The sequence below is a fragment of the Staphylococcus casei genome (assembly GCF_030294405.1).
In the GTDB taxonomy this organism is placed as follows: domain Bacteria; phylum Bacillota; class Bacilli; order Staphylococcales; family Staphylococcaceae; genus Staphylococcus; species Staphylococcus succinus.
The window spans coordinates 1,537,879-1,553,545 of record NZ_CP125718.1 but is presented as its reverse complement, the minus strand read 5'-3'; the positions used below and the strand labels follow the sequence as shown (position 1 = coordinate 1,553,545).

General features: G+C 33.7%; 14 protein-coding genes and 1 riboswitch. Of the genes, 9 read left to right on the top strand and 5 right to left on the bottom strand.

The window, feature by feature from the left end:
* Positions 1-3 precede the first annotated feature (3 nt).
* From pstB to cvfB, 5 genes are all read right to left on the bottom strand, one after another.
* A complete protein-coding gene (gene pstB / locus QMO72_RS07595; protein ID WP_103267206.1) occupies positions 4-882 on the bottom strand; it encodes a phosphate ABC transporter ATP-binding protein PstB in 879 nt (292 codons plus the stop codon).
* Between the two features lie 91 nt (positions 883-973).
* Positions 974-1,885, bottom strand: a complete 912-nt coding sequence (pstA, locus tag QMO72_RS07590) for a phosphate ABC transporter permease PstA (protein WP_103267207.1) — start codon at positions 1,883-1,885, stop codon at positions 974-976.
* A gap of 2 nt (positions 1,886-1,887) precedes the next feature.
* Positions 1,888-2,817, bottom strand: coding sequence for a phosphate ABC transporter permease subunit PstC (gene pstC, locus QMO72_RS07585; protein ID WP_103267208.1), 930 nt, complete (start codon positions 2,815-2,817; stop codon positions 1,888-1,890).
* Positions 2,818-3,024: 207 nt separating this feature from the next.
* The gene (locus QMO72_RS07580; RefSeq protein WP_103267209.1) at positions 3,025-3,996 is read right to left on the bottom strand and encodes a PstS family phosphate ABC transporter substrate-binding protein; all 972 of its coding nucleotides are present in this window, start codon (positions 3,994-3,996) and stop codon (positions 3,025-3,027) included.
* Between the two features lie 347 nt (positions 3,997-4,343).
* Positions 4,344-5,243 carry an RNA-binding virulence regulatory protein CvfB gene (cvfB, locus tag QMO72_RS07575; RefSeq protein WP_103267210.1) on the bottom strand — a complete coding sequence of 300 codons (900 nt, stop codon included), beginning with the start codon at positions 5,241-5,243 and terminating at the stop codon, positions 4,344-4,346.
* Positions 5,244-5,386: 143 nt separating this feature from the next.
* Here cvfB and QMO72_RS07570 point away from each other — a divergent pair, with 143 nt between their 5' ends.
* The 9 genes from QMO72_RS07570 to QMO72_RS07530 all read left to right on the top strand — a co-directional run bounded on the left by QMO72_RS07570 (position 5,387) and on the right by QMO72_RS07530 (position 15,664).
* Positions 5,387-6,994: an ABC-F family ATP-binding cassette domain-containing protein gene (locus QMO72_RS07570; protein ID WP_069824088.1), complete on the top strand. Its 1,608-nt coding sequence runs from the start codon at positions 5,387-5,389 to the stop codon at positions 6,992-6,994.
* Between the two features lie 249 nt (positions 6,995-7,243).
* Complete coding sequence (locus tag QMO72_RS07565) at positions 7,244-8,074, top strand: aldo/keto reductase (protein WP_103267211.1); 831 nt, start codon at positions 7,244-7,246, stop codon at positions 8,072-8,074.
* Positions 8,075-8,252: 178 nt separating this feature from the next.
* Positions 8,253-8,431: riboswitch (Lysine riboswitch) on the top strand.
* 87 nt (positions 8,432-8,518) lie between these two features.
* Complete coding sequence (locus QMO72_RS07560; protein WP_103267212.1) at positions 8,519-9,721, top strand: aspartate kinase; 1,203 nt, start codon at positions 8,519-8,521, stop codon at positions 9,719-9,721.
* 53 nt (positions 9,722-9,774) lie between these two features.
* On the top strand, positions 9,775-10,764 hold the full coding sequence (locus QMO72_RS07555) for an aspartate-semialdehyde dehydrogenase (RefSeq protein WP_103267213.1): 990 nt from the start codon (positions 9,775-9,777) through the stop codon (positions 10,762-10,764).
* 1 nt (position 10,765) lies between these two features.
* Positions 10,766-11,653: a 4-hydroxy-tetrahydrodipicolinate synthase gene (dapA, locus tag QMO72_RS07550; protein ID WP_103267214.1), complete on the top strand. Its 888-nt coding sequence runs from the start codon at positions 10,766-10,768 to the stop codon at positions 11,651-11,653.
* Positions 11,650-12,372: a 4-hydroxy-tetrahydrodipicolinate reductase gene (gene dapB / locus QMO72_RS07545; protein ID WP_103267215.1), complete on the top strand. Its 723-nt coding sequence runs from the start codon at positions 11,650-11,652 to the stop codon at positions 12,370-12,372. Before dapA ends, dapB begins: the two co-directional genes overlap by 4 nt.
* Before the next feature lie 22 nt (positions 12,373-12,394).
* Positions 12,395-13,114: a 2,3,4,5-tetrahydropyridine-2,6-dicarboxylate N-acetyltransferase gene (gene dapD, locus QMO72_RS07540; protein ID WP_103267216.1), complete on the top strand. Its 720-nt coding sequence runs from the start codon at positions 12,395-12,397 to the stop codon at positions 13,112-13,114.
* A gap of 322 nt (positions 13,115-13,436) precedes the next feature.
* Positions 13,437-14,594, top strand: a complete 1,158-nt coding sequence (locus QMO72_RS07535) for an amidohydrolase (RefSeq protein WP_286093166.1) — start codon at positions 13,437-13,439, stop codon at positions 14,592-14,594.
* On the top strand, positions 14,591-15,664 hold the full coding sequence (locus tag QMO72_RS07530; protein WP_103267217.1) for an alanine racemase: 1,074 nt from the start codon (positions 14,591-14,593) through the stop codon (positions 15,662-15,664). Before QMO72_RS07535 ends, QMO72_RS07530 begins: the two co-directional genes overlap by 4 nt.
* The last annotated feature ends 3 nt before the right edge of the window (positions 15,665-15,667 follow it).

Here is a 15,667-nt window from a genome sequence, read left to right as displayed (position 1 = left end):
AAATTATCCAAATCTACCTGAAATATAATCTTCGGTTTGTTTGTCAGATGGATTAGAGAAAATTTTATCTGTATCATCATATTCATTTACATACCCGTTAAGGAAGAAAGCTGTTTTGTCAGAAACACGTGCAGCTTGTTGCATATTATGTGTAACGATTATAATTGAATATTTCTCTTTTAAGTCTTGGACAAGTTCTTCAACTTTTAAAGTAGAAATAGGATCTAAAGCAGATGTTGGTTCATCCATTAAAATAACGTCAGGTTCAATCGCTAAAGTACGCGCAATACATACACGCTGTTGTTGTCCGCCAGATAGACTGTAAGCATTTGTGTCTAGGCGATCTTTTAATTCATCCCAAATTGCTGCGCCACGAAGTGATTTCTCAACAATTTCATCTAAAACTTTTTTGTTTTTAATACCATGAATTTTGGGACCATACGTAATATTTTCATAAATTGATTTTGGAAATGGATTAGGTTGCTGGAACACCATGCCTACGTTTGTTCTTAACTTTTCGACTGAATTTTTATCATCAAAAATATTTTCATCACGGTATAAAATTTTCCCTGCAGTTTTAACAGAGGGTACAAGTTCTACCATACGGTTGAGTGCTTTGATATATGTGGACTTTCCGCAACCTGATGGTCCAATGATGGCCGTCACATTATTCTCTAAAATGTCTAAGTTGATATTCTTTAAAGCATGGTTATCACCATACCATAAGTCTAAGTTTTTTGTTGAATAAACAATTTTCTTATCGCTATCTTTATTTGTATTATGTTCTAAGTTCTCAGTATCAATTGTTGCAATGGGTGATGTTTCACGATCCGTATGTGTGTCTAATTCTGATTTATCGTCTACGTTTATTTTATCAGTCATAATTAAAACTCCTTTTTTTAAATGCTAGTTACAAAGTGTGAAGTAACTTTGTAATTTCCCAATAACTAGCTTTGATTTAATATAGATATATTTAGAATTTTTTGCTGTATTTATTTCTTAAGAAAATTGCTATGGCATTCATTAATAATAAAATGATCAATAATACAATGATTCCTGCTGAAGCAACGTTTTGGAACTCTTCTTGTGGTAATTTAGCCCAGTTATAAATTGCCATCGGTAAAGCTTGGAATTGATCAAATACACTTGATGGTAATTGTAATAAAACAGTCGGTATACCGATTAAAATTAATGGCGCTGTCTCACCTAATGCACGTGATAATGCTAATATAAATCCTGTTAAAATACCTGGAATAGCAGCAGGTAATACAACTCTACGTATTGTTTGCCATTTATTACCTCCTAAACCATAAGAAGCTTCTCTAACAGAATTAGGAACTGCTCTAATCGCTTCTTGGCTGGCTACGATGATAACCGGTAAAATAAGTAATGACATCGTTAAAGCAGCAGCTAGAACAGAATTACTGAGTGCCAACGATTCGATACCCATACCGCGTACAAATATTGTTAAACCAAGTAGCCCAAATACTACTGAAGGGACACCAGCTAAATTAGAAATACTGACTTTGATAAAGTGTGTTAAAGCATTGTCTCTAGCATATTCTTCTAAGTAGATTGCTGTTCCTACACCTAAAATAATAGATATTGGAATAATAGTAATCATCAACCAAATTGTACCTATTAAAGCCCCTTTGACTCCGGCCATAGATGGTGTTGATGAAGAAAAGCTCGTGAAAAATGCTGGTGTTAAATGCCCTGCGCCTTTGATGAGTGTATCTATGATGAGTGCCGCTAATACGAGCAAGCCAATCATTGTACAAGCAAAAAAGGCCCATTTATTTATCTTGTTCGTCGTTAACCTGCCCGAGAGTTTCTTTTCTACAGTTTTTTGGTCAACAAGTGCTTTATTATTTGCTTCAGCCATAATTAATACTCCTCTCTAAAGCGTTTCGTAATCCATTGAGAGATTAAATTCATCACTAATGTAAATAAGAATAATGTGAAACCTACGGCATAAATACTGTAGTAAATGTCTGATCCAAATGTCGCATCCCCTGTTGCAACTTGTACAATATAACCAGTCATTGTTTGTATAGAGCCTGTTAAGTCTAATGATGCAGTTGGCGTACTACCAGCAGCAAGTGAAACAATCATCGTTTCACCAATTGCACGAGAAATCGCTAATACAATTGAAGCCATAATTCCTGAAGTAGCAGCAGGTAATATCACTTTTGTAGCAACTTCAAACTTTGTTGCGCCCAAACCTAGTGCACCTTCACGCATTTTGTTTGGAACCGAAGACATGGCATCTTCACTCATACTTGAAATTAATGGAATGATCATTATGCCAACTACGATACCAGGACTAATAGAATTAAAACTACCTAAGTCAGGAAATATAGAACGTAAGATTGGCGTTACAAAAGTTAGTGCAAAGAAACCAAATACAATTGTTGGTATACCAGATAATATTTCTAAGATTGGTTTTATAATACTTTTTGCACGTTTAGATGCGTATTCACTTAAATATAATGCTGCGCCAAGACCCAATGGCACTGCAACGATAGTTGCAATAAACGTTATTTTTAAAGTTCCTAGTATCAATGCCCAAATGCCATATTTAGGTGTTGATGAAAATGGATTCCATTCTGTAGTAAATAGAAAATCTGCAATTGAAACACGTGTGAAGAACGTGATAGTTTCTGTTAGTAAAGTGACTATAATCCCAACTGTCGTTAATATAGAAAAGATTGCAATGATCCCTAAAATGATAGGAACAATTTTATCGCTCATCCCATTTTTCTTAGCGTTATTTTTTGCAATCATTTCGCTTACAGAGAGTTTCTTACTCGACATATAATTACCTTCTTTCTCATAGACTCCCAATTATTTAAAAAAAGGTTGGGAATGTTCGACATCTATGTTGTAGTCAAGTTTCGATAAAATACTTGAGTCTAATTAATTAGATGAATTGAACATGGAACAGAAAAGCAAAGTGATAGATAAACTGTCATTTTGTCTTTCCTATTCCAGAATCCCAACCTTTAAGATATAATGTTATGTTTATTTGTCTTCTTTTTTGTCGCTATCTTTATTGTCACTTTCTTTACCGATGATATCTTTTAACTTATCTTGTTGTTCAGAATAATCTTTCTTAGGTAATGCAACAAATCCTGCATCTTCTGCTGCTTTACCTTTATCATCTAGGATAAATTTCATGAATTCTTGGAATCCTTTATTCTCTTTTAATTTCTTCTCATTAGTATAAATGTATAATGGTCTGCTTAATGCGTATGAACCATCTTGGATTGTTTTCTTAGTTGGTTCTGTCAGTTTACCTTTATCATCTTTGATTTTAACTTCTTTTAATTTATCTTTGTTTTGTTCATAGAAGTTATAGCCGAAGTAACCAATACCTTGTTCATTTTTTTGTACTGATTGCACAATTACGTTTGTGTCAGCATTTTTCTCTGCTTTAATATCACCTTTATCCATAATTTCTTCAGTGAAGAAGTCATATGTTCCGTGTGATTGGTCTGGAGAATATGCTTTAATTTCCTTGTCAGGCCATTTTGAATTTACATCTTTCCATGATTTTGCTTCTCCAGAGTAAATGTCTTTCAATTGTTCTTTAGTTAATTCTTTAACAAAGTCATTTTCTTTATTAACGGTAATTGTTACACCATCTTGTGCAACTTTAAATTCATCATATTTAATACCTTTATCATCTAATTTTTTCTTTTCTTCATCTTTTATTGGTCGAGATGCATTTGAAAAATCAGTGCTCCCAGAAAGGAATTTTTCAAAACCGCCACCAGTACCAGAAGTACCATTTGAGACAGTTACATCTTGATTATCTTTTGCAAATTTTTCATTTAGTTTTTCAATGATTGGACCTACTGTTGATGAACCATCGCCTTTGACTTCCCCTTTTGCATCGTCTCCAGAACCTGATCCAGCGTTACCGCCACCACAAGCGCCTAGTAAAAGTGAAGCACCAACTACTGTAGTACCAAATAATTGCCATTTTTTCATTGAAACATCCTCCTAATAGATAAATAACCCATAAGTTATATGTATTTCTTACAGTTCCTATCTTACATTCCTTTTATTAATTGATAATGTAATTAATGTAAATGTTTTGTTAATTTACTATTGACAACGCTTGCACAGGAGAATTAATAATATTTTTATTGTAAATAAAAATATTAAAGAACTTAAAAAGAACTATTTTGCATAAATCAATATATAAATAAAAAACCTGAAAAATTGCTACTATATATAAGTAGAATTTTTCAGGTTTTTATGTTCAATTACCGTATTAAATTAATGAGCTTTCGTTTATTACTAAATCTAATATATTGCATTTATAATAGAAGGAATTAGCTGTTTAATCTGTCCCAACCTTTTTTAGTTAAGGAGATTTTACCAGTTTCTATATTAATAATTTTATTTTTATAAAGGTGTCCAATAGCTCTCTTGAATGAACCTTTACTCATGTTAAAGACCTCTTTAATCGCATCTGGACTAGATTTATCCCAAAACGGAAGTTCACCTTCATATTCTACGAGTAGATCAAAGATATGTTGTCCGTCTTCATCCAGTCTTTCATGAGCGAGTGGTAAAAATGAACCATTTAATTCACCTTTTTCATTATGACCAATGATACGTACTTTTACATTTTCGCCGAGGCGTGGTTCTTCTTTACGCTCAGATTCATGAACAAAAATTTTATATCCATCTTTAGATAGTAAAAATGTACCGATTCTTAATAATCGATATGGTCGTGCTTCGATAATTTTATTTTGTTTTTCTTCATCGTGTACCGGTGAGAACATCTGCTCAACGATGGTTTCTGTTGCTAGTCTTGCAAACATATTCTTATCTCTATCAATACGTAACGTTACGAATAACTCATCGCCTTGTATTGGCCATACATCTTTTACTTTTGGTAAATCTTCCCAAGGTATTAATACTTCTCTTGGTAAGCCTACATCGACGTGTGCACCGTCGCGATCAGTTTTTAAAACTTTTACAAAGGCGTATTTATCAGTAGTTATATCAGGCATATTTTGTGTTGCAAATAAATCGCCTGATCTATTTGGGTAAATAAAGAAACTATATTCTTCCCCTATTTCTAATTCATCTTCATCTTTTATTTCGGATTGATTGAGTTTAACGTCTTCTCCGTTAGGTCCTTTTAACTTGTATGTGGATCCTTCTAATCCAACAACTTCAAGAAATTCTATAGAACCTACAATATCTTTTTCTTCTTGGGCCATACTTTTCTCCTTCGTACATGTATTTATTCTTACTTATTATAACACGCATAGAAGAAACAAGCATCACTCCATCGAGAATGGTCGAAACTCATGCATATATGTGTTATAATTTGTCCGGTAGATTAACGAAAAGGAGTAAATTCATGTTACAAGTTACTGATGTAAGTTTACGATTTGGCGATCGTAAGCTATTTGAAGATGTAAATATTAAATTTACAGATGGCAACTGTTATGGCTTAATTGGAGCTAATGGCGCTGGGAAATCAACATTTTTGAAGATTTTGTCTGGTGAGTTAGATGCTCAAACTGGTCATGTTTCCATGGGTAAAAATGAAAGATTAGCGGTTTTAAAACAAGATCACTTTGCTTATGAAGATGAGAAAGTAATAGATGTTGTTATTAAAGGGCATGAGCGTTTATATGAAGTAATGAAAGAAAAAGATGAAATCTATATGAAAGCTGATTTCAGTGATGAAGATGGTATCAGAGCTGCAGAGTTAGAAGGCGAATTTGCTGAAATGGATGGTTGGAATGCTGAAGCAGATGCGGGTTCCCTACTATCAGGTTTAGGCATAAGTGCAGATTTACAAGATAAAAGTATGTCCGAATTAGAAAACAACCAAAAAATCAAAGTGTTATTAGCGCAAAGTCTATTTGGTGAACCAGACGTTTTACTACTAGATGAGCCTACCAATGGGTTGGATATTCCAGCAATGAGCTGGTTAGAAGATTTCTTAATTAACTTTGAAAATACAGTAATTGTTGTATCACATGATAGACACTTTTTAAATAATGTATGTACGCATATCGCTGACTTAGATTATGGAAAAATTAAAGTTTATGTTGGTAACTATGATTTCTGGTACCAATCTAGTGAATTAGCAATGAAAATGGCCCAAGACCAAAACAAGAAAAAAGAAGAAAAAATTAAAGAATTAGAAGAATTCGTTGCGCGTTTCTCAGCAAATGCATCGAAATCTAAACAAGCAACAAGTCGTAAAAAACAATTAGAAAAAATAGAACTTGATGATATTCAACCTTCTTCTCGCCGTTATCCATTTGTTAAATTTACACCTGAACGTGAAATTGGTAATGACCTATTATATGTTGAGAATGTATCAAAAACAATCGATGGTGTAAAAGTATTGGATAATATTTCATTTACTATGGATCCTAATGATAAAGCTGTGTTAATTGGAGATAGTGAATTCTCGAAATCAACACTATTAAAAATCTTAGCTGGTGAAATGGAGCCAGATGAAGGTTCTGTTAGATGGGGTGTTACGACGTCACGTAGTTATTTACCAAAAGATAATTCAGACTACTTTGAAGGTATGGATACAAATCTTGTAGATTGGTTACGTCAATATGCACCCGAAGATGAACAAACAGAAACTTTCTTACGTGGATTCTTAGGACGTATGTTGTTTAGTGGTGAAGAAGTTAAGAAAAAAGCTAGCGTATTATCCGGTGGAGAGAAAGTGCGTTGTATGTTAAGTAAAATGATGTTATCAAGTGCTAACGTATTATTATTAGACGAACCGACAAACCATTTAGATTTAGAAAGTATTACAGCTGTTAATGATGGCTTAAAATCATTTAAAGGTTCTATTATATTCACATCGTATGACTTTGAGTTTATAAACACAATTGCTAACCGTGTAATTGATTTAAATCCCGAAGGCAGTGTATCAAAAGAAATTTCATATGAAGCTTATTTAGAAGAATCTGGTCTTTTAAGTAAAAAATAATATGTAAGTCATATATTAATATAGGTCTAATACCTTTTAAAAAAGGTATTAGACCTTTTTTAGTTAGAAAAATGAGTTACCCCTGCCCTCCTTTACAAACTGTATCAATCATATACCTGTTCATATGAAACTATATTAATAAAATAGAGCTTGTAATATACTATATATGATTACCTAGGCTAATTATTTTGATATTATATTTTAGAATTATATAATTATTATTAATAAAGTAATAGGAGGAATGATGTAATGGAAAATTTAAATATGTTAGATGGTCAAGTTATACCTCAAATTGGGTTCGGTACATATAAACTCAATGGTACACATGGAGTTCATGCTATTATAAATGCATTGAAACAAGGTTACCATTTATTAGACACTGCTTATAACTATGAGAATGAAGGCACAGTTGGACGTGCAATAGCTAATAGTCATATTTCGAGAGATCAAATCATGGTTACCTCTAAACTACCAGGTCGTTATCAAGATTATGACGCAGCATTAACTGCAATTCAGGAATCTATTTATCGTCTGAATGTGGAATATATTGATTTATATTTAATCCATTGGCCAAATCCTAAACAAGAGAAGTACATTGAAGCATGGAAAGCATTAATTGCTGCTCAAAAAGCGGGATTAATAAAATCTATAGGTGTTTGTAATTTCTTAACAGAACACATTGAAAGGTTAGAAAAAGAAACAGGTATATTACCAGCAGTGAATCAAATTGAATTACATCCTTACTTCAACCAAAAAGCAATGATACAATATCATAATGACAAAGGTATCATTACGCAAGCGTGGAGTCCTTTAGGTCGTGCTTCAGAAGTAATCAATGATAAAGACATTGCAACAATTGCTGAAAAATACAATAAAACAATACCGCAAATTATTTTGAAATGGCATGTGCAAAATGGCGTAGTACCTATTCCCAAATCCACTTCTGTTTCAAGACAGATTCAAAATAAAGATATTTTTGATTTTTACTTAGAAAGTGAAGATTTAGAGAAAATAGACGCTTTAACACAACAAGACGGTCGCCTAAAAGGACAAGATCCTGCAACATACGAAGAGTATTAATGATTGAACAATGATGAAAGCCTTTTTCGTGTGAGATTATAGTGGTAATTTGCACTTTAATGGTGAAAAAGGTGGTTAACTTGTTATATTTTCAGTAAATTTAAAAAACTTTGTAAAAAGCAGTTTACAGTATATAACTACGTATGTATAATATGTAGCATAAACAAAAAATTAAATAAGTTTTTGATGAGGCGCATCAATCATTAGTAAATATTAGAAGAACCTGCCTGCTAGCAGCTAATTTTGAAAGGGTGAGATGCCGAAACAGTTATAATAGCAGCTTATAACAAGTTGGACTTTATGGTTAAGAGCTAAGAGTCTGTCATTATTTTAAAATAATGGAGTGCATCACTTGTATATATATTATAGAACAGGTTCGCATTCCGGACTTGTTCTTTTTTATATTACTGTGATTCTCCCCTATTCAATGAGGAGGATATAGAATTGGAAAGAAGTGTTTTGAAATTTGGAGGTTCTTCTGTAAGTGATTTTACTAAAATTAAAAATATAGCTGAAATGTTAAGTCGTAGAGTTGAGCAAGGTGAACAACTTATAGTTGTCGTAAGTGCGATGGGTAAAACAACTGACCAACTTATGGCTAACGTGTCGTCATTGACTTCAAAACCTAAAGATCAAGAACTAGCATTACTATTGACCACGGGTGAACAACAGACAGTATCATATTTGTCTATGGTACTTAATGATATTGGTGTTAATGCAAAAGCCATGACTGGTTACCAAGCAGGAATAAAAACAGTTGGACATCATTTGAAAAGTCGTATAGCAGAAATAAATCCTGAAACATTTGATCATGCTTTTATAGATAATGACATCTTAGTTATTGCAGGATTTCAAGGTATAAATGATGATTTTGAACTTACTACGTTAGGTCGTGGAGGTTCAGATACTACAGCGGTTGCATTAGCGGCTAGTAATGGTACTGCCTGCGAAATATACACAGATGTAGATGGTGTTTATGCTACGGATCCGAGGTTATATAAAGATGCCAAACGACTCGAATATGTTTCATATGAAGAAATGATGGAAATGAGTGCGTTAGGCGCAGGTGTATTAGAGACTAGAAGCGTCGAATTGGCTAATAATTACAATATTTCGCTTTATTTAGGAAGAACGCTATCAAATGTGAGAGGAACATGGATTATGTCACAAACAGAATTACTAGAAAAAAAAGCAGTCACTGGTGTCGCATTAGACACACATATGATGCATGTTACAATCAGTTATCCCCTGCCTGATAACAAATTACTAACTGCATTATTCAACAAATTGGACGAAGGTTCCGTGAATGTTGATATGATTTCTCAGATAATTAACTTGGAAGGATTGCAATTATCCTTTACTATTAAAGATACCGATGCTGTACAAATTACAACTATCTTAGAATCATTAACAGAAGACTTTAGCGCTTTAGATTTTAAAATTAATGAAGCATACGTTAAAATTTCATTAATTGGCTCAGGAATGCGCGATATGTCAGGTGTAGCATCAAAAGCATTTATTACATTAATTGAAAATGATATTTCGTTTTATCAGACAACCACCTCTGAAATTAGCATTTCATGTGTGATCGATGCAGAGAATGGTGAACGTGCAGTTCGTAGCCTTTATCAAGCTTTCGATATCTGAATTTTCGAAATATAATCAAATTTAATAAAAATAATAATTGGAGTGTAGTGGATATGACAAAATTAGCAGTAGCAGGCGCAACAGGATTAGTAGGAAGAAAAATGTTAGAAACTTTAGATCGTAAAGAAGTTCAATTTGACGAATTGGTATTATTTTCTTCAGCACGTTCAGCTGGTCAAGAAGTCGAATTTCAAGGTAAGACATACACAGTAAGAGAATTAACAGAAGATGCAGCAAACGAGGCTTTTGATTTTGTATTAATGAGTGCTGGTGGAAGTACAAGTGAGCACTTCTCCCCTATTTTTGAACAAGCTGGTGCAATAGTAATCGATAATTCTAGTCAATGGAGAATGACAGAAGGCGTTGATTTAATTGTTCCAGAGGTTAATGAACCTATATTAAATCGAAAAATTATTGCTAACCCAAACTGTTCTACAATTCAATCAGTAGTGCCGCTTAAATTATTACAAGAACAATATGGTTTGAAACGTGTGGCTTACACTACTTATCAAGCTGTTTCTGGTTCTGGTGTTAAAGGTAAACAAGACTTAGCAGATGGTCCAAGTGGTAAGGCGCCTGAAGCATATCCACACCCTATTTATAATAATGTATTACCTCATATTGATGTGTTTCTCGAAGATGGTTATACAAAAGAGGAACAAAAAATGATTGATGAAACACGAAAAATTTTAAAAGATGATGATTTAAAAGTAACAGCAACTTGCGTTCGTGTACCAGTACAAGATAGTCATAGTGTGCACATGAGTGTTACTTTAGAAAAAGATGCCACTGTCGAATCAATTCAAGAATTATTTAGTAAAGATGCGCGTGTGGTATTAATAGATGATCCTCAAAACAATGCATATCCTTTAGCTATTCATTCTACTGGTAAAGATGAAATATTTGTAGGACGTATTCGTCGTGATGAAACTTTAGATAATACTTTCCATGTATGGTGTACTTCAGACAACTTATTGAAAGGTGCAGCATTAAATGCAGTACAAATACTTGAACAAGTTATGAGTCTGAAAGGAGTAAAATAATATGAGTCACATTTTTGAAGGTGTAGGTGTCGCCTTAACAACACCATTTACCCACAATGAAGTAGATTATGATGCACTAAGAAGACATTTAAAATATTTAGTGGAAAATAATGCAAAATCTATTGTAGTTAATGGTACAACTGCAGAAAATCCAACTTTAACAGAAGATGAAAAAGAGCATATTTTAGAAGTAGTTGTGAATTATATTGATGGACGCATTCCAGTCATTGCAGGGACTGGTACAAATAATACCCAGAAATCTATTCAAGCTTCTGTTCGCGCACGAGAACTTGGAGCAGATGCAATCATGCTGATTACCCCATATTATAATAAAACCAATCAACGTGGATTAATTGAACATTTTACTACAATTGCCAATGCAGTTAAATTACCTGTAGTGTTATATAATGTGCCTTCGCGTACAAATATGACCATTGAAGCTGAAACAGTTGAGACTTTAAGTCACAATGAATATATTATCGCTATTAAAGATGCAACAAATGATTTCGACTATTTAAAAGAGTTGAAACAACGTCTTGATTTAGATAATTTTGCACTTTACAGTGGTAACGATGATAATGTGATTGACTATTTTGATAAAGGTGGACATGGTGTCATTTCAGTCGTTGCGAACGTTATGCCAAAGGCTTTTCAAGCCCTTTATGATCATAAACAAAGTGGAAAAGATGTCGAATCACAATTCAAATCGATTCAAACAGTGTTAGATGCTTTATCTGTAGACGTAAACCCTATTCCTATTAAAGCTTTAACGGCTGTTGAAGGTTTTGGTGGTTATGAAGTGCGTTTACCATTAGTACCGTTAGAAGACGATGATCGTAAAGTATTAGAAAGTGTATATGAGCAATTTAAAGCAGGTGACAAAGCATGAAGATAGTACTTATTGGTTATGGCGCGATGAACCAACGTGTGGCAAGATTAGCAGAAGCAAAGGGACATGACATTGTTGGCGTCATTGTAAGAGATGTAAATAAATCTTATCCCTACCCTACATTTGAACGTATCTCAGATATCCAATCAGCAGATGTAGCTATAGATTTTTCAAACCCAGAATTATTATTACCGTTATTAGATGACGATTTCAAATTGCCTTTAGTTATTGCTACTACAGGAGAAAAGGAAGAAATCATTCATAAACTTAAAGCATTAAGTACACAAATGCCAGTATTTTTCAGTGCGAATATGAGTTATGGAGTGCATGCGCTTACTAAAATATTAGAAGCAGCTGTTCCCCTATTACAAGATTTTGATATTGAACTTACGGAAGCGCATCATAATAAGAAAGTAGATGCTCCAAGTGGTACACTCGTCAAACTATATGATGTTATTCAATCATTACGTGAACAATCTGTACCAGTATATGATAGACATGAAAATAATGAGAAAAGAACACAAGAAGAAATTGGTATTCATTCAGTTAGAGGTGGTACAATCGTTGGACAACACGATGTACTATTTGCAGGAACGGATGAAACAATTGAAATTACACATCGTGCTCAGTCAAAAGATATCTTTGCTAGCGGTGCGATTGGTGCAGCAGAAAAGTTAATTCAAAAGACAAACAATTATTATACATTTGATAACCTATAAAATCTAAGGAGCGTATTTAATTATGGAACAACATTTAACGGCAGAAGAGATTATTCAATTTATAAGTGATGCAAAAAAATCAACACCACTTAAGGTATATGCAAACGGGAATTTTGAAAATGTAACCTTCCCTGAAACTTTCAAAGTATTTGGTTCAACAGATTCAAAAGTAATCTTTTGTGAAGCGGATGCGTGGAAGACATTTTATGAAGCAAATCAAACAAGTATTGAAGAATTAGAGATTGAGATGGATCGTCGTAATTCTGCGATTCCATTAAAAGATTTAACAAATACCAATGCACGCATTGAGCCAGGTGCTTTCATTCGTGAAGAAGCAGTTATCGAAGACGGCGCTGTTGTAATGATGGGTGCAACGATTAATATCGGCGCTGTTGTAGGCGAAGGAACTATGGTAGATATGAATGCTACACTTGGTGGACGTGCAACAACTGGTAAAAATGTACATGTTGGTGCTGGATCTGTGTTAGCAGGTGTTATTGAACCCCCAAGTGCATCTCCAGTGGTTATTGAAGATAATGTCTTGATTGGTGCTAATGCAGTCATCCTTGAAGGCGTTCGTGTTGGCGAAGGTGCAGTTGTTGCTGCAGGAGCTATTGTAACTCAAGATGTGCCTGCTGGTGCAGTTGTTGCAGGCACACCTGCCAAAGTAATCAAACAAACGAGTGAAGTAGAAGATTCAAAACGTGAAATCGTTTCTGCTTTAAGAAAATTAAACGACTAGACATCATTTGCAATGTTTTACATGCGCGGCATGATAGTATTGTAAATCAATTAATGATTAACACATATAAACATTAATTTGGGAGGTTAAAGACGCGACAAAGCCTTGTTATCAGGCAGTAATTGATAAATTAAGAGTTATTTATGATTATCAATTACTTATGTCTCTACTTAAGCAGGTATATGAAATTCATTTCATATACCTGCATAAGTTGTCTTTGCCTCCCAAATTTATAATAGTATAAATTATAGTTATATACATATGACTTTTATATCATAGACTAACAAAGATAAATGAATAAAATTAGAAGGATTTGATTTTAATGAATGAACTAGAATTCGTAACGAAACATAGACGTCATTTACACCAACATCCAGAATTAAGTTTACACGAATATGAAACAACAACATATATCGCTGCATTTTTAGATGAAATAGGAGTGAGTTATGAACGCCCTCTTGATACTGGTTTAATTGCTTACCTCCCTGGTAATAGTGAGCATACAATTGCGTATAGAGCAGATATTGATGCCCTACCTATCAATGAAGAAAATGAAGTTGAATATAAAAGTTTAATAGATAATGTGATGCATGCCTGTGGCCACGATGGTCATACAACGGCGCTCATGTTATTTGTACAACGTTGTAAAAATCTGGCGGATGCAGGCACATTACCACAAAATATTGTATTTATTTTCCAACCTGCTGAAGAAACAGGTGGAGGTGCAAATCGTTTAATTCGTGCTGGAGCATTTGAAGAATACCCTATCGAGGCTATATTTGGTATTCACGTCATGCCTTTTGAAAATGAAGGTCAAGTTGTCATAAGAGATGAAGAGATTACTGCGAGTGCTACAGAATATAGGTTCTTTTTGAATGGTCTTTCTAGTCATGTGGCGGATAAAGAACAAGGACATTCTTGCGGAGAAGCCTTACAACATGTATTGAGTCAAGTAGGACAAATTCAACAGTACCATTTAAATGGTTTGAAACGAAATATCGTACATATGGGACATTTTAAAGCGGGAGAAGCGATTAATACAGTGCCTAGTAACGGTTATTTAGAAGGAACCATCAGAACCTATGACATCAAAGATTTAGAAATTGTAAAAGCGCAAATGCTGAAAATCGCAGAAAGTGTAAAATTATTGTTCAATGTAGACTGTGAAGTGAAATTTGAAGAAGGATATCCTCCTACTTATAACGATGTAAAACTAAGAAAACATGTAGAACATGGTTTGAAAGATGCTGGGTTTGAAATTATTGATAAACCTACCCCTTACCTATTCGGAGAAGATTTTAGTTTTTATAGTCAGCTTGCACCTAGTTATTTTGTGTTTGTCGGTATACGAGATGAATCGAAAGGCTATGTTACAGGATTACATACATCTCATTTAAATTTTAACGAACATATGTTAATTAAAATTGCAGATTATTATGAACAGATTTTAACATCGTATAGTGAGGTGCGTGAACAATGACGGCCATTTGGTCTGTAGACACAGAAGAATTTTATAAAAATGCAGTAAATGTTGCGCAAGACAACTCAATTATGGCAGTGGTAAAAAATAATGCTTATCACTATGGATTAGAGTTTGCAGTCACTCAATTTCTACGTGCTGGTATACAAACGTTTAGCACAACTTCATTAAAAGAAGCTGTAAGAGTTCGAAAAATTGCTCCAAAAGCAACGATATTTTTGATGAATGCCGTATATGATTTCGATATAGTTAGGGACAATTACATTCATATGACTTTACCCTCGCTCGATTTTTATTATGAACATTATGAAGCATTATATGATATTCATATACATTTAGAATTCGAGAATTTATTACATCGTTCTGGATTGAAATCCGTTGATGAAATGAGACAAGTACTTTTACATCATAGACGTAATGAAAATCCTAATAAAATGATTATTGCAGGATTATGGACGCACTTTGGTTATGCTGATGAATTTGACGTACCTGATTATCAAATTGAACGCACAGCATGGTTAGAAATTGTAAATACATTACTAGATGAAGGCTATCAATTTCCAATGATACATGCACAAAACAGTGCAAGTTATTATCGTGAAGAGGGTGTGTTACCGAATCATACACACGCACGTATTGGTATAGCGTTATATGGGTCAAGACCTTATAGTACTATAGATCATTCTATGATTAAGCAAGCTTTAACAGTCAAAGGTAATATCATTCAAATACGAGAAGTAAATGAAGGAGATTATTGTGGTTACAGCTTTGCATTTGAAGCAAAACATAATCATACAAAATTAGCAGTAGTTGATGTCGGCTATGGTGATGGTATACTTAAATCAAGGGCACAATTTGAGGCGTTAATTCATGGTAAACGTTATCCTATTCGTGCATTAATGATGAGCCATATGTTTGTTGAAGTAGATGAACAAGTACATGCACAAGATGAAGTAATACTATATAATGATGATATACGCGTTGATGAGTTTACATTTAAAGGCGTGGGTGCAAATTCAGAACAATTAAGTGCGATGAACCACGACTCACTAATAAAGGAGTATAGATAAATT

Coding starts and splice junctions, on each gene's coding strand:
- pstB (WP_103267206.1), bottom strand. CDS start 882: ATGACTGATAAAATAAACGTAGACGATAAATCAGAATTAGACACACAT.
- pstA (WP_103267207.1), bottom strand. CDS start 1,885: ATGGCTGAAGCAAATAATAAAGCACTTGTTGACCAAAAAACTGTAGAA.
- pstC (WP_103267208.1), bottom strand. CDS start 2,817: ATGTCGAGTAAGAAACTCTCTGTAAGCGAAATGATTGCAAAAAATAAC.
- QMO72_RS07580 (WP_103267209.1), bottom strand. CDS start 3,996: ATGAAAAAATGGCAATTATTTGGTACTACAGTAGTTGGTGCTTCACTT.
- cvfB (WP_103267210.1), bottom strand. CDS start 5,243: ATGGCCCAAGAAGAAAAAGATATTGTAGGTTCTATAGAATTTCTTGAA.
- QMO72_RS07570 (WP_069824088.1), top strand. CDS start 5,387: ATGTTACAAGTTACTGATGTAAGTTTACGATTTGGCGATCGTAAGCTA.
- QMO72_RS07565 (WP_103267211.1), top strand. CDS start 7,244: ATGGAAAATTTAAATATGTTAGATGGTCAAGTTATACCTCAAATTGGG.
- QMO72_RS07555 (WP_103267213.1), top strand. CDS start 9,775: ATGACAAAATTAGCAGTAGCAGGCGCAACAGGATTAGTAGGAAGAAAA.
- dapA (WP_103267214.1), top strand. CDS start 10,766: ATGAGTCACATTTTTGAAGGTGTAGGTGTCGCCTTAACAACACCATTT.
- dapB (WP_103267215.1), top strand. CDS start 11,650: ATGAAGATAGTACTTATTGGTTATGGCGCGATGAACCAACGTGTGGCA.
- dapD (WP_103267216.1), top strand. CDS start 12,395: ATGGAACAACATTTAACGGCAGAAGAGATTATTCAATTTATAAGTGAT.
- QMO72_RS07535 (WP_286093166.1), top strand. CDS start 13,437: ATGAATGAACTAGAATTCGTAACGAAACATAGACGTCATTTACACCAA.
- QMO72_RS07530 (WP_103267217.1), top strand. CDS start 14,591: ATGACGGCCATTTGGTCTGTAGACACAGAAGAATTTTATAAAAATGCA.